Origin of the sequence: Proteus sp. STS61-E (genome assembly GCF_040932335.1) — a bacterium.
Taxonomy (GTDB): Bacteria; Pseudomonadota; Gammaproteobacteria; order Enterobacterales; family Enterobacteriaceae; genus Proteus; species Proteus mirabilis_B.
Genome location: NZ_JBFQGE010000008.1, coordinates 1 through 20490, shown reverse-complemented (window position 1 = coordinate 20490; position 20490 = coordinate 1). Strand labels below are relative to the sequence as shown.

The window sequence follows — 20490 nt, the reverse complement described above, 5'->3', positions numbered from 1 at the left end:
TATAAATTGAGGTGATATTACTTATTCTGTAACAGAGCACACTATTTTAATATTTTAATCCTATTCTCAGCTCAATCACTTTGTTAATACACTTTATGAACGTTTCATAAAGTCGAAGAATTCTTCATTTGTCTTAGTCATTGCTAACTTATTAATGAGGAATTCCATTGCGTCAATTTCACCCATTGGATGAATAATTTTACGCAAGATCCACATTTTTTGTAGCTCATCTTGAGACGTCAGTAACTCTTCTTTACGTGTACCAGAACGATTGTAATCAATCGCAGGGAAAACACGTTTTTCAGCAATTTTACGAGACAGGTGTAATTCCATATTACCTGTACCCTTAAATTCTTCGTAGATAACTTCGTCCATCTTAGAACCCGTATCGACTAATGCTGTTGCAATGATAGTCAAGCTACCACCTTCTTCAACATTACGAGCCGCACCAAAGAAACGTTTAGGACGATGTAATGCGTTTGCATCCACACCACCTGTTAACACTTTACCTGATGAAGGAACAACGGTGTTATAAGCACGCGCTAAACGTGTGATGGAGTCTAACAGGATGATAACGTCTTTTTTATGCTCAACTAAACGCTTCGCTTTTTCAATCACCATTTCTGCAACTTGTACGTGACGAGAAGCTGGTTCATCAAAGGTTGAAGCAATAACTTCACCTTTTACTAAGCGTTGCATTTCTGTCACTTCTTCTGGACGTTCATCAATCAGAAGTACCATTAATACGCAATCTGGATAGTTATGAGCAATATTTGCTGCAATGTTTTGCAGCAACATGGTTTTACCTGCTTTTGGTGGAGCAACGATAAGACCACGTTGACCACGGCCAATTGGTGCCGCTAAGTCAAGAACACGCGCGGTTAAGTCTTCTGTTGAACCATTACCACGTTCCATGCGTAAACGATTATTAGCATGTAAAGGTGTTAAGTTTTCAAAGAGGATTTTACTGCGAGCATTTTCTGGTTTATCAAAGTTAACTTCATTAACTTTTAGGAGAGCAAAATAACGTTCACCTTCTTTAGGAGGACGAATTTTCCCTGCGATGGTGTCACCAGTGCGAAGGTTAAAACGGCGAATTTGACTTGGAGAAACGTAGATATCATCGGGACCAGCAAGGTAGGAACTGTCTGCGGAACGTAGGAAGCCGAAGCCATCCTGCAATATTTCCAGCACACCGTCACCGAAAATATCTTCTCCACTTTTCGCGTGTTGCTTCAAGATAGAGAAAATAATATCTTGCTTTCTCATTCGAGCCAGATTCTCTAGCCCCATATTTTCGCCAAGTGCTATCAGTTCTGATACCGGCGTATTTTTTAATTCGGTAAGATTCATAATGGTGGGTTCTTAATAACTCGGGGTAACTCTCGAACTATGAACGTGAATAGTATAACAGCGAATCGCTGTCAGTTTCGTCATGTGTAAAATTACAGATTATAACTTTCTAACATAAGGGTATAACTAAAATGATAATGTTAGAGAGTGTTAATACTATTAGACCAGTCTGCTTTATCCCAGGGAAGTGACATTCATTTTCGCGATGCATGAGTGTACTTTCAACTTATGGGTTAGGAACATATTTTGGAAAAATTTATATCCTTTGAATACTATAGATTATTCTAAGGCAACTTGACTGGTTAGATGAATTCAGATTACTTATATTAAATATCATATTAGATTAAATATCATATCATGTTATTCAATTCTATTACTTTGTACGCTTGATATTCAATATCTCAGACTTATTTAATCGTGTCTAATCATATTGACAAGTAGAACCGATATATTATGTAAGTAAGTGGCGCTAACTTATCATGCTTCGAAGCGGACGTCTAGCGGTCAATAACAGAAATACTGACAAGGTCTAAACGTCCTACTTTATTTTTGATATCTAAATCAAATTAGATATTTTCGTCTAAAAACTCTTTCAGTTGAGTTTTTGACAATGCACCTACTTTAGTTGCAGCAACTGCACCGTTTTTGAATAAAATCAGTGTAGGAATGCCGCGAATACCGTATTTTGGTGCTGTCAGCGGGTTTTGATCGATGTTTAGCTTCGCAACTGTTAATTTACCAGCGTATTCTGTTGCAACTTCATCTAGAATAGGAGCAATCATTTTACATGGGCCACACCATTCAGCCCAGAAATCAACGAGCACAGGGCCGGTTGCATTTAATACATCAGCATCGAATTTGCTGTCAGATAAGTGAAGGATTTTATCGCTCATTGTTCTACTCCAAAGAATAATATTGACCGTACCAGTGTAACATTAAATAACAAAAGTCTGTCTGCATTTCAGCGGATAAACTTTTGTAATGCAACCCATAACTGATATTCTATTACATTATGAGCAAAACATATTTGACAGAAAAGAAGTTTTCCGACTTCGCCTTGCATCCAAAAGTGATAGAAGCCCTTGAGAAAAAAGGGTTCTCTAATTGTACACAAATTCAGGCATTGACGTTACCTATCACTGTGAAAGGTCAAGACATTGCCGGGCAAGCCCAAACAGGAACAGGCAAAACGTTGGCGTTTTTAACTTCAACGTTTCATTATCTTTTAACGCACCCTGCTAAAGAAGGGCATGAAACTAATCAACCTCGTGCACTTATTATGGCGCCAACACGCGAATTAGCCGTACAGATTTATTCTGATGCTAAAGAGCTTGCGCAAAACACAGGGATTAAAATGGGTCTCGCCTACGGTGGCGACGGCTATGACGAACAACTCAAAGTATTAAGCAATGGTGTCGATATCGTTATTGGCACAACAGGTCGTTTAATTGACTATGTTAAGCAAGGTCATATTAACCTTAGCGCAATCCAAGTAGTGGTACTTGATGAAGCTGACAGAATGTACGATCTCGGCTTTATTAAAGATATTCGTTGGATTTTCCGTCGTATGCCAATTGCGGCTGAGCGTATGAATATGCTGTTCTCTGCAACGCTTTCTTACCGCGTAAGAGAACTGGCTTTTGAGCAAATGAATAACCCTGAGTATGTTGAAGTAGAACCTGAGCAAAAAACAGGTTTTAGCATAAAAGAAGAACTCTTTTATCCTTCAAATGAAGAAAAAATGCGTCTTCTTCAAACATTAATTGAAGAAGAATGGCCAGATCGCTGTATCATTTTCGCCAATACAAAACATCGTTGTGACGACATTTGGGCGCACCTTGCTGCAGATGGACACCGCGTTGGTTTATTAACCGGTGATGTTCCTCAGAAAAAACGCCTACGCATTTTAGAAGATTTTACCCAAGGTAATATTGATATTCTGGTTGCTACTGACGTTGCCGCTAGAGGTCTTCATATTCCATCAGTGACACATGTTTTTAACTATGATTTACCTGATGATTGTGAAGATTATGTTCACCGTATTGGTAGAACAGGACGCGCTGGAAATAGTGGTAACTCAATCAGCCTTGCATGTGAAGAATATGCACTGAATTTACCTGCAATTGAAACCTATATTCAACATGCTATTCCTGTGAGTAAATATAATAGTGATGCGTTATTAGCTGATCTTCCTGAGCCTAAACGCCGTCACCGTCCTCGCCAAGGTCAGCCTCGTCGCAACAATGCGCCGGCGCGAAATAATAGAGGAAATAATACTCAACGTAACAACCGAAATAAACGCCCGAGTCATCCATAAATTATGCTGAAATCCTCATCACTTTATGCTGCTATTGATTTAGGTTCTAACAGTTTTCATATGTTAGTCGTTCGAGAAATCGCGGGCTCTATACAAGTCCTTTCCCGCGTGAAACGTAAAGTTCGACTCGCTGCTGGCCTAAACAGTGAAAATGAATTGTCAGAGCAGGCAATGGAACGCGGTTGGCAATGTTTACGACTTTTTTCTGAATATCTACGTGATATTCCGGCTGAACAAATCAGAGTCGTAGCAACAGCCACATTACGTATTGCTAAAAATGCAGATATTTTTGTCGCAAAAGCGTCTGAAATATTGGGCAATACTGTTCATGTTATTAGTGGTGAGGAAGAAGCACGCCTTATCTATCGTGGCGTTGCACATACCACTGGTGGTGCAGAGCAACGTTTAGTCGTCGATATTGGTGGTGGTAGCACAGAACTGGTTACAGGTACTGGCGCTAAAACGACGCAATTAATGAGCTTAAGTATGGGCTGTGTAACTTGGTTAGAGCGCTATTTTACTGACCGCTCTTTAACTCAAGAAAATTTTGCTAAAGCACAAGACGCAGCCAAAGCAATACTCGCCCCAGTGGCAGATAAATTAATTGAGCAAGGCTGGCAAGTGTGTGTAGGTGCCTCTGGTACTGTACAAGCGTTACAAGAGATCATGATTGCCCAAGGTATGGATGAATTAATCACCTTACCTAAGCTTGAGCGACTCAAACACAAAGCCATTGAGTGTGGGAAACTAGAAGAGCTGGAAATTGAAGGGCTTACTTTTGAACGAGCCTTAGTGTTTCCAAGTGGGCTTGCTATCTTAATCGCCATATTTGAAACACTGCATATCGATAATATGATCTTAGCAGGTGGTGCATTACGAGAAGGCTTAGTCTATGGAATGTTGCATCTTCCTATTGAGCAAGATATCCGCCAACGTACTCTTCGTAATGTCCAACGTCGGTTTCAGATTGATATTGAGCAAGCACACAGAGTTCAACAACTTGCAGAACACTTTTTTATTCAAGTCAGCAAAAGTTGGCAGTTAGATAATCGGTGCCGTGAATTGCTTAACAGCGCCAGCGCATTACATGAAATTGGACTAAGTGTCGATTTCCGTCAAGCGCCTTCACATGCAAGCTATCTGATCTCTCATCTTGATTTACCGGGATATACACCTGCGCAACGACGTTTATTGGCTTCTTTGCTAAAAAACCAAACAGGGATCATCGATCTTGCACCCCTTAATCATCAAAATGCACTACCGATAACTCAAGCCAATCGACTGGTGCGTTTACTGCGATTAGCCATCATTTTTGCTAGCCGTCGCCGTGATGATACCCTCCCTGCTTTACGATTACGCACTGAAGATGAGAAACTCATTATTACGCTGCCATATCAATGGCTTAATGAGCATCCATTGCGGGCTGAAAATCTCCAAGAAGAGATCCAACTTCAGAGCTATGTCCATTGGTCTTTAATGATTGAAGAACAAAATAGCTCGCGTATAAGTTAATTTTTTTACTTATACAAAAATAAAAACCCCTTGAACATCAATATGCCAAGGGGTTAATTTTATTAACCAAGTCTTATATTATTCAGGTTTGTGTCTTGCCAGCATAGCCCTTAATCCCGCAACACCTTTTTGCCCTTTCTCTTGTTTTTCTTCGGCACTTAACACTTTCTTTTTATTAGTATCCCAATTTAAATCATCTTGAGGCAATTCATAAAGAAAACGGCTTGGATCAGGTTTGATTAATTCGCCATATTGACGCCTTTCTTTACATAACGTAAAAGTAAGTGTTTTTTGTGCTCGAGTAATTCCCACATAAGCAAGACGTCTTTCTTCTTCTACATTATCTTCATCAATACTACTTTGGTGTGGCAATATGCCCTCTTCCATTCCTACTAAAAATACATGAGGAAACTCAAGACCTTTAGAGGCATGTAATGTCATTAACTGAACTTGATCTAACTCTTCTTCTGTCTCTCCTCGCTCCATCATATCGCGCAAGGTAAAGCGGTTAACGACTTGAGAAAGCGTCATAGGTTCATGTAATTCATCACCTTCAAGCATCTCACTCATCCATAAAAACAGCTGATTAATATTTTTCATTCTCATTTCAGCAGCTTTTGCGCTACTTGAGGTTTCATATAACCAACTTTCATAATCCATTTCATGCAATAAATCACGTACAGCTAACAGTGGCTCTCGTTCTGATTTTTGCACTATACGTGACATCCATTGAGAGAATGCTTGTAATGAATTTAAGCCTCGACCTGTTAAGGTTTGACCTAATCCCAAATCAAAACAAGCATTGTATAAACTTTTATCTCGAACTTTTGCCCACTCACCTAATTTTTGAATTGTCATAGGCCCGATTTCACGACGAGGTTTATTCACGATACGTAAAAATGCCGCATCATCATCAGGATTAGTAATCACTCGCAAATAGGCAAGAATATCTTTTATCTCTTCACGTGAGAAAAAAGAGGTTTCACCCGAAATACGATAAGGAATGCGATTTTGCATCAAGTATTTTTCAAAAATACGAGACTGATGATTACCACGATAAAGGATCGCGTAATCCTTATAATTGGTTTTATTAATAAAATGATGAGCAATTAATTCGCCAGCAACGCGCTCTGCTTCATGCTCTTCATTATTAGCCGTTAAAACCCGCAGTTCATCACCATAACCTAATTCTGAAAATAACCGTTTTTCAAAAACATGGGGATTATTTTCAATCAAGATATTCGCTGATTTTAGAATACGCCCAGAAGAGCGATAATTTTGCTCAAGCTTAATCACATTAAGTTGTGGAAAATCTTTTTGTAATAGCACTAAATTTTGAGGGCGAGCACCACGCCATGAATAGATTGATTGGTCATCATCGCCTACAACCGTAAAACGAGCTCTTTCACCAACCAGCCATTTGACCAATTCATATTGGCTTGTATTAGTATCTTGATATTCATCCACCAGCAAATAGCGAATACGTCTTTGCCAGCGCTCTCTGACTTCTTCATTTGTGCGCAATAACAAGGTTGGTCGGCTAATTAAGTCATCAAAGTCGAGCACATTACAACTACGCAGATGTTGCTCGTAACGTCGAAAGCATTCGGCAAACGTATGATCTTGTTGCGATCTCGCCATTCCTATTGCTTGCTCTGGCGTAAGCATGTCATTTTTCCAGTTAGAGATTTGGCTCTTTAACTGAGAAAGTAAATCTTTATCTTCTTCTAATAAATCAGCCGTTAATTCTTTAAGTAATGCAGATTGGTCTTGATCATCAAACAGTGAAAATTTAGCTTTAATTCCTAACGCTTTATATTCGCGTTTAATAATTTCTAATCCCAATGTATGGAACGTTGAGATCATTAATCCTTTCGCTTCTTGGCGACCTAAGGTCTGAGCCACACGCTCTTTCATTTCACGCGCGGCTTTATTGGTAAACGTCACTGCCGCAATTTGCTTTGCTGGATATTGGCATTGACGAATAAGGTGTGCAATTTTATTGGTAATAACCCGAGTTTTACCCGATCCCGCACCTGCCAAGACCAAACAAGGGCCTGACACATATTCCACTGCTTTTTGTTGACCAGGATTTAATCGCATACTTTTTCCAAACTTCATTAACCAAGAATATAACGGGGGATAATTGTAGCAGAAAGCGATCAAAGTCTTGAGTATTCCCTCTTTCAATTTTTTCACACTATAAAAAAAAACCGCACTCCATTTAGAAATACGGTTTTCGAAAAAATTCAATCTTCACTTTTCACTTATTTTTCTAAGCTATTTGCGTGAGAAGAAGGCGGCAAAAGAGGTTATCCCAAGGAGCATACATAAGTATGTGACTTGGGTAACCGAGTGTAGCCAACGCACTTATCGCGTAAAGAGCGACGAAAAATCAGTCGGTATGTGGCTTGGGTAACCGAGTATAGCCAACGCACTTATCGCGTAAAGAGCGACGAAAAATTAGTTGGCAACAGCAATCTTCTTCATATCCGTCATATACCCACGCAACGTTTTACCTACGGTTTCAATTGGGTGCTGACGAATTGCTTCATTGATATCACGTAATTGTGCGTTATCTGTTCCATTATCTTGAACTTTCTTCGCTAAATCGCCAGCTTGCAATGTTGTCATAAACTCTTTCAGCATAGGAACAACAGCAAATGAGAACAAATAGTTACCATATTCTGCGGTATCAGAAATAACTACGTTCATTTCATATAAACGCTTACGAGCAATGGTATTCGCGATTAATGGCAGCTCATGCAGTGATTCATAATAAGCTGACTCTGCAAAGATCCCTGCTTCAATCATGGTATCAAAAGCTAATTCAACGCCAGCTTTAACCATTGCAACCATTAACACACCGTGATCAAAGTACTCTTGCTCACTGATTTTACCCTCATATTCAGGATAATTTTCAAATGCGCTTGCTCCGGTCTCTTCACGCCATGTCAGCAAGTTTTTATCATCATTTGCCCAATCAGCCATCATTGTTTCAGAGAATTTACCTGAAATGATATCGTCCATGTGTTTTGCAAACAGTGGAGCCATGATCTCTTTCAGTTGCTCTGATAATGCATAAGCACGCATTTTTGCAGGGTTAGATAATCTGTCCATCATCAAGGTGATGCCACCTTGTTTCAGTGCTTCTGTAATCGTTTCCCAACCAAATTGGAGCAACTTACCTGCATAACCTGGCTCAACACCATCAGCAACCATCTTGTCGTAACATAACAGCGAGCCAGCTTGTAACATACCGCACAGAATAGTTTGCTCACCCATTAAGTCTGATTTTACTTCAGCAACGAAAGATGACTCTAAAACACCCGCACGATGACCACCTGTTGCAGCAGCCCATGCTTTCGCAATGGCCATACCTTCGCCTTTTGCATCATTTTCAGGGTGAACTGCAATCAGTGTTGGAACACCAAAACCACGCTTATATTCTTCACGAACTTCGGTACCCGGACATTTTGGTGCAACCATAACAACGGTGATGTCATCACGAATTTTTTCGCCAACTTCAACGATATTAAAACCATGAGAGTAACCTAATGCTGCACCTGATTTCATCAATGGTTGAACAGCTTGAACAACAGCGGAGTGTTGTTTGTCTGGCGTTAAGTTAACAACTAAATCTGCTTGAGGGATCAACGCTTCATAAGTTCCAACCTCAAAACCGTTTTCGGTTGCACGACGCCATGATGCACGTTTTTCATCAATTGCTTCTTGGCGTAAGGCATACGCGATATTCAAACCTGAATCACGCATATTTAAACCTTGGTTAAGACCTTGAGCGCCACAACCAACAATAACGACTTTTTTGCCTTTCAGGTAATTTGCTTCATCAGCAAATTCTTCACGTGACATAAAGCGACATTTACCTAATTGCGACAACTGCTGACGCAGATTCAATGTATTAAAATAATTTGTCATAGAAGACTCCAAAATCGTTGTGTATGTGTTTGCTATTATTGTCCTCACTCTCCGTGAGGTGTTGCATGACTTTACTATATGGGATGAAAGCCATTGCTTAAATTGATATATTTACAAGATAGTGTTGCAAAAAATGCAACGTTCTTTTTTATCGCCTAAGGTGGCTGACAATGGATATTCGTGATCTCAAGCTCTTCCTGCATTTAGCTGAAAGTTGTCACTTCACCAAGACCGCACAAGCGATGCACGTCAGCCCTTCTACGCTCTCTCGTCAAATTCAACGTCTTGAAGAAAGCTTAGGCCATCCCCTGTTTTTACGTGATAACCGACAGGTGACTCTCACCGATGCGGGCGAACAGCTAAAACGCTATGCTCAACAAACCTTATTGCAATATAAGCAACTTAAGCACACGTTAAATCAAAATAGCCCCAGCCTTTCCGGCGAACTGCGTCTGTTTTGTTCTGTAACAGCGGCTTACAGCCATTTGCCACCTATTCTTGACCGCTTTCGTGCAGAAAATCCATTAGTTGAAATAAAGCTCACCACAGGAGATGCGGCTGATGCGGTCGATAAAGTGCAATCTGATGAAGCTGATTTAGGTATTGCAGGAAAACCTGAAAAGCTTCCTGAAAATATCTGTTTTGAAAAAATAGGCGAAATTCCATTAGTACTGATTGCGCCCGCACTACCGTGTAATGTTCGCCATCTTGCAACACAAGAGAAACCTGATTGGCTCAATATTCCATTTATCATTCCTGAACATGGCCCATCGCGACAACGAATTGCGTTATGGTTTAAACGCCACCGTATCCATAATCCTTTAATTTATGCGACTGTTTCAGGGCATGAAGCGATTGTCTCAATGGTTGCGTTAGGTTGTGGTATTGCACTTATCCCACAAGTTGTCGTTGATAACTGCCCTGAGCCCGTTCGTAATCGCATCTCTTCATTGGATAATATTTCAATGGTAGAACCTTTCGAATTAGGCGTTTGTGGATTACACAAACGCCTTCAAGAGCCTGTGATCAGTGCTTTTTGGCGATTACTCCACGACTAAGTTTGCCGTTTGTGGTGACAGGAATAGCTGAAAAGAAGGATTTCCTGTCTCATCATGATATTCATAGCCTAATGCATCTAAATGCCGCTCGAAACGTCCTTCTGTTTCGGGTAGTTCAAATGCCACCAGCACACGCCCATAATCGGTACCATGACTACGATAGTGGAATAACGTGATATTCCAATAAGTCCCTAATGTTTTTAAAAACTTCATTAAAGCGCCCGGTGATTCAGGAAACTCAAAACTAAATAAACGCTCTTTAAGCGGTTTATTAGGACGACCACCGACCATATAACGCACATGAAGTTTTGCCATTTCATCATCAGACAAATCAGCCACTTGATAACCAGCAGTCGTAAGTTCACGCAAAATTTCTTTGCGCTCTGCAAGTCCTTGGCTTAAACGAACACCAACAAAAATACGTGCATTTTCAGGATCAGCATCGCTATAACGATAATTAAATTCCGTGACAACGCGTTGACCTAAGATCTGACAGAAACGTAAAAAACTACCCTTTTGTTCAGGGATCGTCACAGCAAGTAATGCTTCGCGTTTTTCGCCTAATTCACAGCGTTCAGAGACATAACGTAGTCCATGGAAATTCACATTTGCGCCAGAAAGCACATGCGCTAGACGCTCACCTTTGATCTGGTGCTTTTCAACGTATTTTTTAAGCCCAGCCAATGCCAACGCGCCTGAAGGCTCTGCAATTGCACGCACATCTTCAAATAAATCTTTTACTGCGGCACAAATTTCATCACTATCAACAGTAATGACATCATCAACATATTTTTGGCATAAACGAAAAGTTTCATCACCAATACGCTTAACGGCAACACCTTCTGCAAATAAGCCTACTCGAGCTAATTCAACAGGGTGTCCTGCCTCTAATGCGGCTTTTAAACATGCGGCATCTTCTGCTTCAACACCGATAACCTTAATTTCTGGCATAAGCTGTTTGATTAATACCGCCACCCCAGCAATTAAACCACCACCACCAACCGGTACGAAAATACGGTCAAGATGAACATCTTGTTGTAAGAGTTCCATTGCTAGCGTTGCCTGCCCTGCAATGACAGCAGGATGATCAAAAGGCGGAACAAATGTGTATCCCATCTCTTCAGACAGCGCGATAGCTTTCGCTTTTGCTTCATCAAAGTTGGCACCATAAAGCAAAGCTTCTCCACCAAATTGGCGAACAGCATCGACTTTAATATCCGCCGTTGCCACTGGCATCACGATTAATGCCTTTACACCCATTCGATTTGCTGATAGTGCAACACCTTGAGCGTGGTTACCCGCAGAAGCTGTCACAACACCTTTCTCTTTTTGCTCAGGAGTCAGCCCTGCAATCATGGTGTAAGCACCACGTAATTTAAAGCTATGAACAGGCTGTCTGTCTTCACGCTTAACTAAAATTGTATTTTCTAAACGCTCAGAGATTTTTATCATCTCTTGGAGCGGGGTGACTATTGCGGCTTCATAAACCGGCGCACTCAGCGCCGCTTTTAAATATTCAGCACTACTTGGCGCTGAATTTAAAGGTCTAAAGGCAGCCATTTTTAGCCCCCTAATTTAGATTTATCACGCACCGCACCTTTATCGGCACTAGTGGCTAAAGAGGCGTAAGCGCGTAAGGCGAACGAAACTTGGCGCTGTCTATTTTGTGGTGTCCATGCTTTATCACCACGGGCATTTTGTGCATCACGGCGAGCAGATAACGTTTTATCATCTACCTTTAATGAGATCTCACGAGTTGGAATATTGATAGAGACGATATCGCCCTCTTCCACTAAACCAATGACGCCACCATTTGCTGCTTCAGGTGAAACATGTCCGATAGATAAACCTGATGTTCCACCAGAGAAACGTCCGTCAGTGATAAGTGCGCAAGCTTTACCTAATCCCATTGATTTTAAATAAGAGGTTGGATACAGCATCTCTTGCATACCCGGTCCACCTTTAGGGCCTTCGTAGCGAATAATAACCACATCGCCTGCCACTACCTTTCCACCTAAGATAGCTTCAACAGCATCATCTTGGCTTTCATATACTTTTGCGGGACCACTAAAAATTAAGTTGTCTTCATCAACGCCTGCTGTTTTAACAATACAGCCATCTACTGCTAAGTTACCGGATAAAACCGCTAATCCACCATCTTGGCTATAAGCATGTTCTTTACTGCGGATACATCCGTTTTCACGATCGGTATCTAAGGTTGGCCAACGGCAATTTTGAGAAAATGCTTTCGTGGTACGAATACCCGCAGGACCTGCTTGGAACATCGATTTTACTTGCTCATCTTGCGTTAACATCACGTCATATTGCGCTAATGTTTCTGGCAAAGTTAGCCCTAAGATATTATCTACATTACGGTTAAGTAAGCCGGCTCTATCTAATTCACCTAAAATACCCATGACCCCACCTGCGCGGTGAACATCTTCCATATGATATTTTTGTGTACTTGGTGCCACTTTACATAAATGAGGTACTTGGCGAGAAAGCCTGTCGATATCTTCCATTGTGAAGTCAACCTCACCTTCTTGCGCAGCAGCCAATAAATGCAGAACTGTATTTGTCGAGCCACCCATTGCAATGTCTAAGATCATCGCATTTTCAAAGGCTTCTTTTTTAGCGATATTGCGCGGTAATGCAGATTCATCATCTTTTTCATAATAGCGCTTGGTTAATTCAACAATGCGCTTACCTGCGTTGATAAACAGCGTTTCACGATCTGCGTGTGTTGCAAGTAATGAGCCATTTCCCGGTTGAGATAATCCCAGAGCTTCTGTTAAACAGTTCATTGAGTTTGCGGTAAACATACCTGAACAAGATCCGCATGTTGGGCAAGCCGAGCGTTCGATTTGCTCACTATCAGCATCGCTGACATTTGGATTCGCTCCTTGGATCATGGCATCAACCAGATCTAATTTGATCAGTTGGTCTGAAAGCTTCGTTTTTCCCGCTTCCATAGGGCCACCAGAAACAAAAATAACCGGAATATTTAAACGTAAAGACGCCATTAACATCCCTGGGGTGATCTTGTCGCAGTTTGAGATACACACCATCGCATCAGCACAGTGCGCATTAACCATATATTCAACAGAGTCTGCGATAAGTTCACGGGATGGCAAAGAGTAAAGCATGCCACCGTGTCCCATTGCGATACCATCATCAACCGCAATGGTATTAAATTCTTTAGCGACACCACCAGCGGCTTCAATTTGCTCAGCAACGAGTTTTCCTAAATCCCGCAGATGCACATGACCCGGTACAAATTGCGTAAATGAGTTCACAACTGCGATAATGGGTTTACCAAAATCAGCATCAGTCATTCCTGTTGCACGCCATAAGGCACGGGCTCCAGCCATATTACGACCGTGTGTCGTTGTCGCTGAACGGTATTTAGGCATTTTTCACACTCCTGCGATAAAGAAAGCGAGTAGGGAACGATCTACCCGCTAAACAAATTTATTTGATTATGTTTATGAATTGATTGGATCTAACCAGCCGTATTTATCTTCTGTTTCACCCGTAAACAGACCAAAGAAGGCTTTTTGAATTGCTTTGGTCACTGGGCCACAACGTCCGATACCTACTTGAATACCATCAACACTACGTACTGGTGTTATCTCTGCGGCAGTGCCTGACATAAAGACTTCGTCTGCAAGATAAAGTGATTCACGAGAAAGCACTTGTTCACGCACTTCATAACCTAGATCTTTTGCTAATTTGATGATCGCATCACGCGTGATCCCTGGCAGGGCTGATGAAGTAAATGGAGGTGTAAAAATAACACCATCTTTTACTTCAAATAAGTTTTCACCCGCACCTTCTGATAAATAGCCATGAACATCTAATGCAATCCCTTCTTGGTAACCGTGGCGACGAGCTTCACTTCCCACTAATAATGAGGATAAATAGTTACCACCAGCTTTAGCAGCGGTTGGGATAGTATTTGGTGCCGCGCGGTGCCAAGAGGAAACCATTGCATCAATACCTTTATCTAAAGCTTCTTCACCGAGATAGGCTCCCCACGGGAATGCAGCAATAATCACATCCGTTTTATAGCCTGCTGGCGGATTAACTCCCATACCGACATCGCCAATAAAAACTAATGGACGAATATAAGCACTGACTAATTTGTTTTTACGTAAGGTTTCACGACATGCTTCCATTAACTCATCAACGCTTTGCTCAACAGGCATACGATAGATTTTGGCTGAGTCATGTAAACGTTGCATATGCTCACGATGGCGAAATACCACAGGACCTTTATGAGAATTGTAACAACGCACACCTTCAAATACGGAAGTACCATAATGTAATGCGTGAGACATCACATGAACTTTTGCCTCAGCCCATGGAACCATTTCACCGTTAAACCAAATATAATCAGCTTGCTTTGTCATTCTTTTATCCTTACATGGCACTTAGTGCATTCATGAACCGTAATTTTTCTTTCTGTTGATGTGATACTTGAATACCTGCAACATCAGCTAATTTTGTTAACTGGCTGCACAGAAGTTCTAATGGTCGCTGACTACTCACCGTCAGACTTAAATTAATATTGTTGCTCTCTGTGATATTCATATTCATTGAGCATATATGAAAACCACGATGACGGATAACTCTCAGGATACGTTCTAAGATCTCTGGACAAAAACGGGCTTCAATTGTGATATTGTGTTGGTTCATTTTGATTTCTCCATCATCTCATCATTACTTGCGCCCGGCGGAACTAAAGGCCAGACATTTTCTGCGTCATCGATAGATACCTGTAATAAATAAGGGCCATCGCTCTCTAATAAACATTTTATTGCATCAGCAACTTGTGCTTTTTCTGTGATGCGTTGCCCTGGAATATCAAAAGCTTTAGCTAAGGCAACAAAGTCTGGATTGTCTGTTAAAATTGTTTCGCTATAACGTTGTTCAAAAAACAGCTCTTGCCATTGGCGAACCATACCAAGACGTTGGTTATCTAATAACACCAATTTGATAGGTAATTGCTTACGTTTAATTGTGCCCAACTCCTGCACATTCATCATAAAAGAGCCGTCGCCTGATACGCAGATAACACATGCATCAGGTCTAGCAATCTGAGCGCCTACTGCCGCAGGGATACCAAATCCCATAGTGCCTAAACCACTTGAAGTAATAAAATTTTCAGGTGCATCAAATGTCATATGTTGTGCTGACCACATTTGATGTTGACCTACATCTGTTGTCACAACAGTATTTTCAGGTTTTGCATCTGATAATTGTTTTAATAATAACGGTGCATAAATTGCAGAGCCGGGATGATCATAACGCCACGCGTGTTCTGCTTTTAATTCTTGAACCTCTTGTTGCCAATCTGCGATAGATAATGGCTGAGATAAAGCTGGTAACAACACTTTCGCATCCCCCAATAACGCAACATGCGCCTGTTTCAATTTATTTAATTCTGCATGGTCGATATCGATATGGATAACCTTGGCATTAGGTGCAAAAGTATTTAATCGTCCCGTTACGCGATCATCAAAACGTGCGCCAACAGCAATTAATAAATCACTACGCTGAACAGCATAATTTGCCGCTTTAGTACCATGCATACCTAACATGCCTAAATAATTGGCATCTAATGCATCAGCACAGCCTAATCCTTTTAAAGTGGAGACTACGGGCATTTCTGTTTGCGTCACAAACTCTCTTAACGTTTCCACAGCATTACTCATGGCAACACCACCACCTACATACAAAATAGGTTTTTGTGCCTTCGCTAACATCTGCTTAGCTTGAGCCAGCTCTTGTGTTGGGTAAGGAAACTCTTGCTCTTCTGGCAATTCATAACTTGATAAATGGGAAGCATCAGCCAATTGAACATCTTTAGGAATATCAATTAAAACAGGTCCAGGGCGACCTTGAGATGCGATAGAAAATGCTTCTGATAACACTCTTGGTAATTCATCAACAGTCGAAACTAAAAAACTATGTTTTGTACACGCTAACGAAAGACCTAAAACATCAATTTCTTGGAATGCATCAGTACCAATCAAATCGGAGGCAACTTGCCCTGTGATAGCAACAACAGGCACAGAATCTAACAATGCATCAGCAAGTCCAGTGATAACATTAGTAGCGCCTGGGCCTGATGTCGCGATACAAACACCCGTTGTACCTGTAGAGCGAGCAAAACCAATAGCAGCAATTGCAGCACCTTGTTCATGGCGACATAAAACATGTTCAACACCGCCATCATAAAGGGCATCGTAAACAGGCATGATCGCACCACCAGGGTAACCAAAGACTGTTTCGACTTGATGTTTTCGTAATGCCTGTACTAACCACTGTGCTCCATTCATTCTCTCACCCTGCCACCTTAACTTCTTGTTTAATTTGAATTTATTTTCTATTTAATCTCTTTTTCAAACTCAGGCTCAAAAAAAACCCCCGCGCCTTTCGGTGCGGGGGTTTTTAAGAGATCCGGCTAGTTTAGTTAGCCTTTCTTCGTCCTAGTGCAGCCCCGCACGGTGGGTTAATAATCACCACCACGCTGACAATAATTAGGCTAATCACTAGGACGATAGTATTCATAGTTTTATAACTTCTTTTCTTATTTAAAATGTTTGTTGTGTTGTGTTTTCTTTCACTCTGTCCTTTTAGAGTTATCATGATATTTTAGAATTGACAACGTTTATTTTAAAAATAATCGTAACAACATGAATTTAATGAATATTTTTATACCACAAATCACCATCAGAACATCTATCTATAAAATATTTATTTTTTAGTTATTAATGCTAATAAAGAACCCGTTATTTTGTTTTTTCTACTATTACACGTCATTATTTAAAGTAAAAAAGAGAACAGGTTTTTTATTATATTTATATTAATTTATTAAATTATTTATCATTATAATTAATTACTATATTTCAACATGTTACGTTATTTTCGAGATGCTTCGCATTTATTTAACTCTCCATTTAACACAAAAGAAAAAATAATTTAAAAAGAGAAAAATAATGGAGAATAAAAAATGGCATTAGCAATAATATATACACGTGCCTCTTTAGGAATATCAGCTCCGCTTATTACTATTGAGGCTCATATTAGTCAGGGATTACCCGGATTAACATTAGTTGGATTACCAGAGACTGTCGTAAAAGAAGCAAAAGACAGAGTAAGAAGTGCGCTCATTAATAGCGGATATACTTATCCTGCAAAAAGAATAACAATTAATCTATCACCTGCCGATTTACCCAAAGAAGGTGCGCGTTATGATTTACCTATTGCGCTGGCAATACTCATTGCATCTGAACAATTAACATCAAATAAATTAGAGTGTTATGAGTTTATTGGAGAGCTTGCACTTTCTGGTAAATTACAACGCGTTAATGCGGTTATTCCATCAATTCTTAGTGCTTCAAAAGATCATCGAATATGCATTGTATCAACAGAACATCAAACTGAAGCTTCATTATTACCCAACAAATCGGCTTTATTAGCCTCTCATCTTTTAGAAATTTGCCACCACCTAGAAAATAATACGCCATTAATTGAAACAGAAAGTTTTATTATTAATGATGAAATTGAAAATCAAGATAATAAAGATATGAGCGATATAATTGGTCAAAATAATGCAAAAAGGGCAGCAGAAATCACAGCAGCAGGAAATCACAACATTTTATTTCTTGGGCCACCAGGAACAGGTAAAACAATGTTGGCGCAAAGGATAAGTACACTTCTTCCACCTTTAACTGCTAAAGAAGCACTTGATGTATTAATCATTAGTAGTTTAAGAGGAGTGACATTTGATGAAAGAAAATGGCCTACAAGACCATTTAGAGCCCCGCATCATACTTCCTCTGCTGTTGCTTTAACGGGAGGAGGTTCTCTTCCTAAGCCAGGAGAAATTACATTAGCACATCACGGTATTTTATTTTTAGATGAACTGCCTGAATTCGAACGACGTGTACTCGATGCATTACGAGAACCTCTAGATGCTAGAGAAATTACTATTTCACGAGCAAAAGCCAAAATAAGCTACCCAGCCAACGTATTATTAGTCGGTGCATTAAATCCAAGCCCAACAGGGCACTATCAAGGTAATCACAATCGAGTACCAATAAAACAGATCCTGCGCTATTTAAGCAAGGTTTCTGGACCTTTTTTAGATAGGTTTGATTTATCTGTCGAAATGCCACTGCTTCCTCAAGGCGCGCTTATTCATCCTACATTTACCACGGAAAGTAGTACTGCAATTAGAGAACGTGTTCTAAAGGCAAGAGAAAAGCAATTTGCACGATGTGGAAAAGTGAATACTTATTTAACCGGAAAAGAGATTGAATGCTATTGCTCGTTGAGTACTAGTGATGCAACTTTTCTTGAAGACACTCTAAATAAATTAGGATTATCAATACGAGCTTGGCATAAGATTTTAAGGGTATCGAGGACTATTGCAGATCTTGCAAACGAAGAGAAAATACAAAGAAATCATTTAATTGAAGCATTAAGCTTTCGTGCAATGGATAGGTTAATGATCTATTTACAAAAGCAACTAGATGGGTAAATAAAAAGGAGCGAAAATACGCCCCTTTTAACTAAAACTAATGATATTAATCATCAGAGTCGGTATAGTCATCAGATGGATCGAGCTGCGGCTTTCCACCCGATAATGTATGAAAACGTTTTGGACGACTTATACGACTAGTATATTTTTTCCAAATTTTTTCTTCGACCGTTGCTGCTTCTCGTTCGCCACGACACATGGCAACAAATAATTTTTCCGCTTCAGTTGTAGGCTCTCGTTTGCCTAAATCAAGCTCATTAAAGGCTTGACCATGACGTTCCAATATCTGGGATTCCTTGATAGTGAAATCGCCATGACGAGAAAAACCACGCGGATAATGTTTATTGTCAAAAAAACGATTAGTCGTGATAAAACTTTCTGCCATCTGACACACTCCTAATTCTCTATCGTCATACTTATGGCGCGGAGTATTAGATAGTCATGCGGTTCTGTAAAACAAAATATTTAAATCGTAACGACAAATTTTTTTGGAGATAGATGTGGATACCGAATTACTGAAAACCTTTTTGGAAGTCAGTAAGACTAGACACTTTGGACGAGCCGCTGAATCTCTTTATTTAACCCAGTCTGCGGTTAGTTTTAGAATACGGCAATTGGAAACACAATTAGGTACAAATCTGTTTACTCGCCATCGTAATAATATTCGTCTAACTGTCGCGGGTGAGAGGCTTATTCCTTATGCTGAATCGTTAATGAATACATGGCTTCTCGCTAAAAAAGAGATTAGCCATGCTTCTCAACATTCAGAGCTATCAATTGGCGCTACAGCATCACTCTGGGAAGCATATCTAACATCTTGGTTACAGGAATCTTATCTAGAAAGAAAAGAGCTCAGAATCGAATCTAGAGTCTCTACAAGGCAATCTCTTGTAAAACAACTTCATGCAAGAGAGCTTGATCTTCTTTTTACGACTGAAGCACCGAAAATGGATGAATTAGAAAGTAAAATTATTGGTGATATTACTTTCCAGCTGATGAAAATAGCATCAAATAAAATAGAAGAAATAGCACAATTTATCAAAATTGAATGGAGCGCTGATTTTCAGCCTTTTCTTCCTAATGGTGCAGCGCAAAAAATTGATCCTATTTTGACCACTAACTCCGCAATGATTGCTTATCAGTTAATGAAAACAACTCAAGCAGTTGCATTTCTACCTACACATTGGCTCGATCTCCATTCAGATCTTGCGCCTGCAACAACAGAAATTATTCAAAAACCTTTATTCGCGGTTTGGCTAAATACGAGTGATCAACAAGTATTGATACAACAGTTATTAAAACAGCCGATAAACAACCAATAAAACTTAAATTCACTCTATAGTTATTCATAATATTAACGAAGAACTTTTGGATTTAAGTTTTATCTCTAGAATTCATAATATATAACAGGGAATATTACCGATAAATATTGGTAAAGAGAGTGTATTAGTAGGTTAATTGATGAGTGTTTAGAGTAGTAAATATTGAGAATATACAAATAACAAAAAGCCCAGTTAATTAACTGGGCTACAAAGAAGTATAAATTTTGTTATTACTTAATTGGTAACTGGCAGGGGCGGAGAGGCTCGAACTCCCAACACCCGGTTTTGGAGACCGGTGCTCTACCAATTGAACTACGCCCCTAAATAGTTGGCGGAACGGACGGGACTCGAACCCGCGACCCCCTGCGTGACAGGCAGGTATTCTAACCAACTGAACTACCGCTCCGCGTATTCTTTGCGCAATTAATGTTATTTAAC

16 protein-coding genes and 2 tRNA genes are annotated in these 20490 nt (G+C 40.1%); 5 read left to right on the top strand and 13 right to left on the bottom strand.

Features of this window, described 5'->3' with window-relative positions; genetic code table 11:
- Window positions 1-93: 93 nt before the first annotated feature.
- A complete protein-coding gene (rho, locus tag AB4J89_RS16475; protein WP_023583649.1) occupies window positions 94-1353 on the bottom strand; it encodes a transcription termination factor Rho in 1260 nt (419 codons plus the stop codon).
- Between the two features lie 566 nt (window positions 1354-1919).
- Complete coding sequence (gene trxA, locus AB4J89_RS16470) at window positions 1920-2246, bottom strand: thioredoxin TrxA (protein WP_006535838.1); 327 nt, start codon at window positions 2244-2246, stop codon at window positions 1920-1922.
- Between the two features lie 119 nt (window positions 2247-2365).
- On the opposite strand from trxA, the gene rhlB reads away from it, so the two are divergent.
- A complete protein-coding gene (rhlB, locus tag AB4J89_RS16465) occupies window positions 2366-3670 on the top strand; it encodes an ATP-dependent RNA helicase RhlB (protein ID WP_088494040.1) in 1305 nt (434 codons plus the stop codon).
- Window positions 3671-3673: 3 nt separating this feature from the next.
- The gene (gene gppA, locus AB4J89_RS16460) at window positions 3674-5182 is read left to right on the top strand and encodes a guanosine-5'-triphosphate,3'-diphosphate diphosphatase (protein WP_270756056.1); all 1509 of its coding nucleotides are present in this window, start codon (window positions 3674-3676) and stop codon (window positions 5180-5182) included.
- A gap of 78 nt (window positions 5183-5260) precedes the next feature.
- On the opposite strand, the gene rep is transcribed toward gppA, so the two are convergent.
- A complete protein-coding gene (gene rep, locus AB4J89_RS16455) occupies window positions 5261-7285 on the bottom strand; it encodes a DNA helicase Rep (protein ID WP_088494042.1) in 2025 nt (674 codons plus the stop codon).
- A 360-nt stretch (window positions 7286-7645) separates the two neighbouring features.
- Window positions 7646-9121 carry a ketol-acid reductoisomerase gene (ilvC, locus tag AB4J89_RS16450; RefSeq protein ID WP_311755560.1) on the bottom strand — a complete coding sequence of 492 codons (1476 nt, stop codon included), beginning with the start codon at window positions 9119-9121 and terminating at the stop codon, window positions 7646-7648.
- A gap of 170 nt (window positions 9122-9291) precedes the next feature.
- Here ilvC and ilvY point away from each other — a divergent pair, with 170 nt between their 5' ends.
- On the top strand, window positions 9292-10179 hold the full coding sequence (ilvY, locus tag AB4J89_RS16445) for an HTH-type transcriptional activator IlvY (protein WP_075674047.1): 888 nt from the start codon (window positions 9292-9294) through the stop codon (window positions 10177-10179).
- On the opposite strand, the gene ilvA is transcribed toward ilvY, so the two are convergent.
- From ilvA to ilvL, 6 genes are all read right to left on the bottom strand, one after another.
- Window positions 10165-11739, bottom strand: coding sequence for a threonine ammonia-lyase, biosynthetic (ilvA, locus tag AB4J89_RS16440; protein ID WP_088494044.1), 1575 nt, complete (start codon window positions 11737-11739; stop codon window positions 10165-10167). The genes ilvY and ilvA overlap by 15 nt on opposite strands.
- 2 nt (window positions 11740-11741) lie before the next feature.
- The gene (ilvD, locus tag AB4J89_RS16435) at window positions 11742-13592 is read right to left on the bottom strand and encodes a dihydroxy-acid dehydratase (protein ID WP_088494045.1); all 1851 of its coding nucleotides are present in this window, start codon (window positions 13590-13592) and stop codon (window positions 11742-11744) included.
- A 72-nt stretch (window positions 13593-13664) separates the two neighbouring features.
- Complete coding sequence (ilvE, locus tag AB4J89_RS16430) at window positions 13665-14591, bottom strand: branched-chain-amino-acid transaminase (protein WP_023583659.1); 927 nt, start codon at window positions 14589-14591, stop codon at window positions 13665-13667.
- 10 nt (window positions 14592-14601) lie between these two features.
- Window positions 14602-14877: an acetolactate synthase 2 small subunit gene (gene ilvM / locus AB4J89_RS16425; RefSeq protein WP_023583660.1), complete on the bottom strand. Its 276-nt coding sequence runs from the start codon at window positions 14875-14877 to the stop codon at window positions 14602-14604.
- The gene (gene ilvG / locus AB4J89_RS16420) at window positions 14874-16523 is read right to left on the bottom strand and encodes an acetolactate synthase 2 catalytic subunit (protein ID WP_368469970.1); all 1650 of its coding nucleotides are present in this window, start codon (window positions 16521-16523) and stop codon (window positions 14874-14876) included. Before ilvG ends, ilvM begins: the two co-directional genes overlap by 4 nt.
- Window positions 16524-16653: 130 nt before the next feature.
- A complete protein-coding gene (ilvL, locus tag AB4J89_RS16415; protein ID WP_071788577.1) occupies window positions 16654-16755 on the bottom strand; it encodes an ilv operon leader peptide in 102 nt (33 codons plus the stop codon).
- Window positions 16756-17197: 442 nt separating this feature from the next.
- On the opposite strand from ilvL, the gene AB4J89_RS16410 reads away from it, so the two are divergent.
- Window positions 17198-18730, top strand: a complete 1533-nt coding sequence (locus AB4J89_RS16410; protein ID WP_368469967.1) for a YifB family Mg chelatase-like AAA ATPase — start codon at window positions 17198-17200, stop codon at window positions 18728-18730.
- A gap of 46 nt (window positions 18731-18776) precedes the next feature.
- On the opposite strand, the gene AB4J89_RS16405 is transcribed toward AB4J89_RS16410, so the two are convergent.
- A complete protein-coding gene (locus AB4J89_RS16405; protein ID WP_036939631.1) occupies window positions 18777-19115 on the bottom strand; it encodes a DUF413 domain-containing protein in 339 nt (112 codons plus the stop codon).
- 115 nt (window positions 19116-19230) lie between these two features.
- Between AB4J89_RS16405 and hdfR the strand changes: the two genes are divergently transcribed.
- Window positions 19231-20052 (top strand): HTH-type transcriptional regulator HdfR, encoded by an 822-nt coding sequence (gene hdfR, locus AB4J89_RS16400; RefSeq protein WP_311755557.1) that lies wholly within the window; start codon window positions 19231-19233, stop codon window positions 20050-20052.
- 246 nt (window positions 20053-20298) lie between these two features.
- Here hdfR and AB4J89_RS16395 read toward each other — a convergent pair.
- Both AB4J89_RS16395 and AB4J89_RS16390 read right to left on the bottom strand, forming a co-directional pair.
- A tRNA-Trp gene (locus AB4J89_RS16395) sits at window positions 20299-20374 on the bottom strand.
- A 7-nt stretch (window positions 20375-20381) separates the two neighbouring features.
- Window positions 20382-20458 (bottom strand) — tRNA-Asp (locus tag AB4J89_RS16390).
- Between the last annotated feature and the right edge of the window lie 32 nt (window positions 20459-20490).

Excerpts from the sequence above, each read along its gene's own strand:
- rep (WP_088494042.1), bottom strand. The coding sequence starts at position 7,285 with ATGCGATTAAATCCTGGTCAACAAAAAGCAGTGGAATATGTGTCAGGC.
- ilvM (WP_023583660.1), bottom strand. The coding sequence starts at position 14,877 with ATGAACCAACACAATATCACAATTGAAGCCCGTTTTTGTCCAGAGATC.
- ilvC (WP_311755560.1), bottom strand. The coding sequence starts at position 9,121 with ATGACAAATTATTTTAATACATTGAATCTGCGTCAGCAGTTGTCGCAA.
- rho (WP_023583649.1), bottom strand. The coding sequence starts at position 1,353 with ATGAATCTTACCGAATTAAAAAATACGCCGGTATCAGAACTGATAGCA.
- ilvG (WP_368469970.1), bottom strand. The coding sequence starts at position 16,523 with ATGAATGGAGCACAGTGGTTAGTACAGGCATTACGAAAACATCAAGTC.
- ilvY (WP_075674047.1), top strand. The coding sequence starts at position 9,292 with ATGGATATTCGTGATCTCAAGCTCTTCCTGCATTTAGCTGAAAGTTGT.
- ilvA (WP_088494044.1), bottom strand. The coding sequence starts at position 11,739 with ATGGCTGCCTTTAGACCTTTAAATTCAGCGCCAAGTAGTGCTGAATAT.
- trxA (WP_006535838.1), bottom strand. The coding sequence starts at position 2,246 with ATGAGCGATAAAATCCTTCACTTATCTGACAGCAAATTCGATGCTGAT.
- gppA (WP_270756056.1), top strand. The coding sequence starts at position 3,674 with ATGCTGAAATCCTCATCACTTTATGCTGCTATTGATTTAGGTTCTAAC.
- ilvE (WP_023583659.1), bottom strand. The coding sequence starts at position 14,591 with ATGACAAAGCAAGCTGATTATATTTGGTTTAACGGTGAAATGGTTCCA.
- AB4J89_RS16405 (WP_036939631.1), bottom strand. The coding sequence starts at position 19,115 with ATGGCAGAAAGTTTTATCACGACTAATCGTTTTTTTGACAATAAACAT.
- ilvD (WP_088494045.1), bottom strand. The coding sequence starts at position 13,592 with ATGCCTAAATACCGTTCAGCGACAACGACACACGGTCGTAATATGGCT.
- ilvL (WP_071788577.1), bottom strand. The coding sequence starts at position 16,755 with ATGAATACTATCGTCCTAGTGATTAGCCTAATTATTGTCAGCGTGGTG.
- rhlB (WP_088494040.1), top strand. The coding sequence starts at position 2,366 with ATGAGCAAAACATATTTGACAGAAAAGAAGTTTTCCGACTTCGCCTTG.
- AB4J89_RS16410 (WP_368469967.1), top strand. The coding sequence starts at position 17,198 with ATGGCATTAGCAATAATATATACACGTGCCTCTTTAGGAATATCAGCT.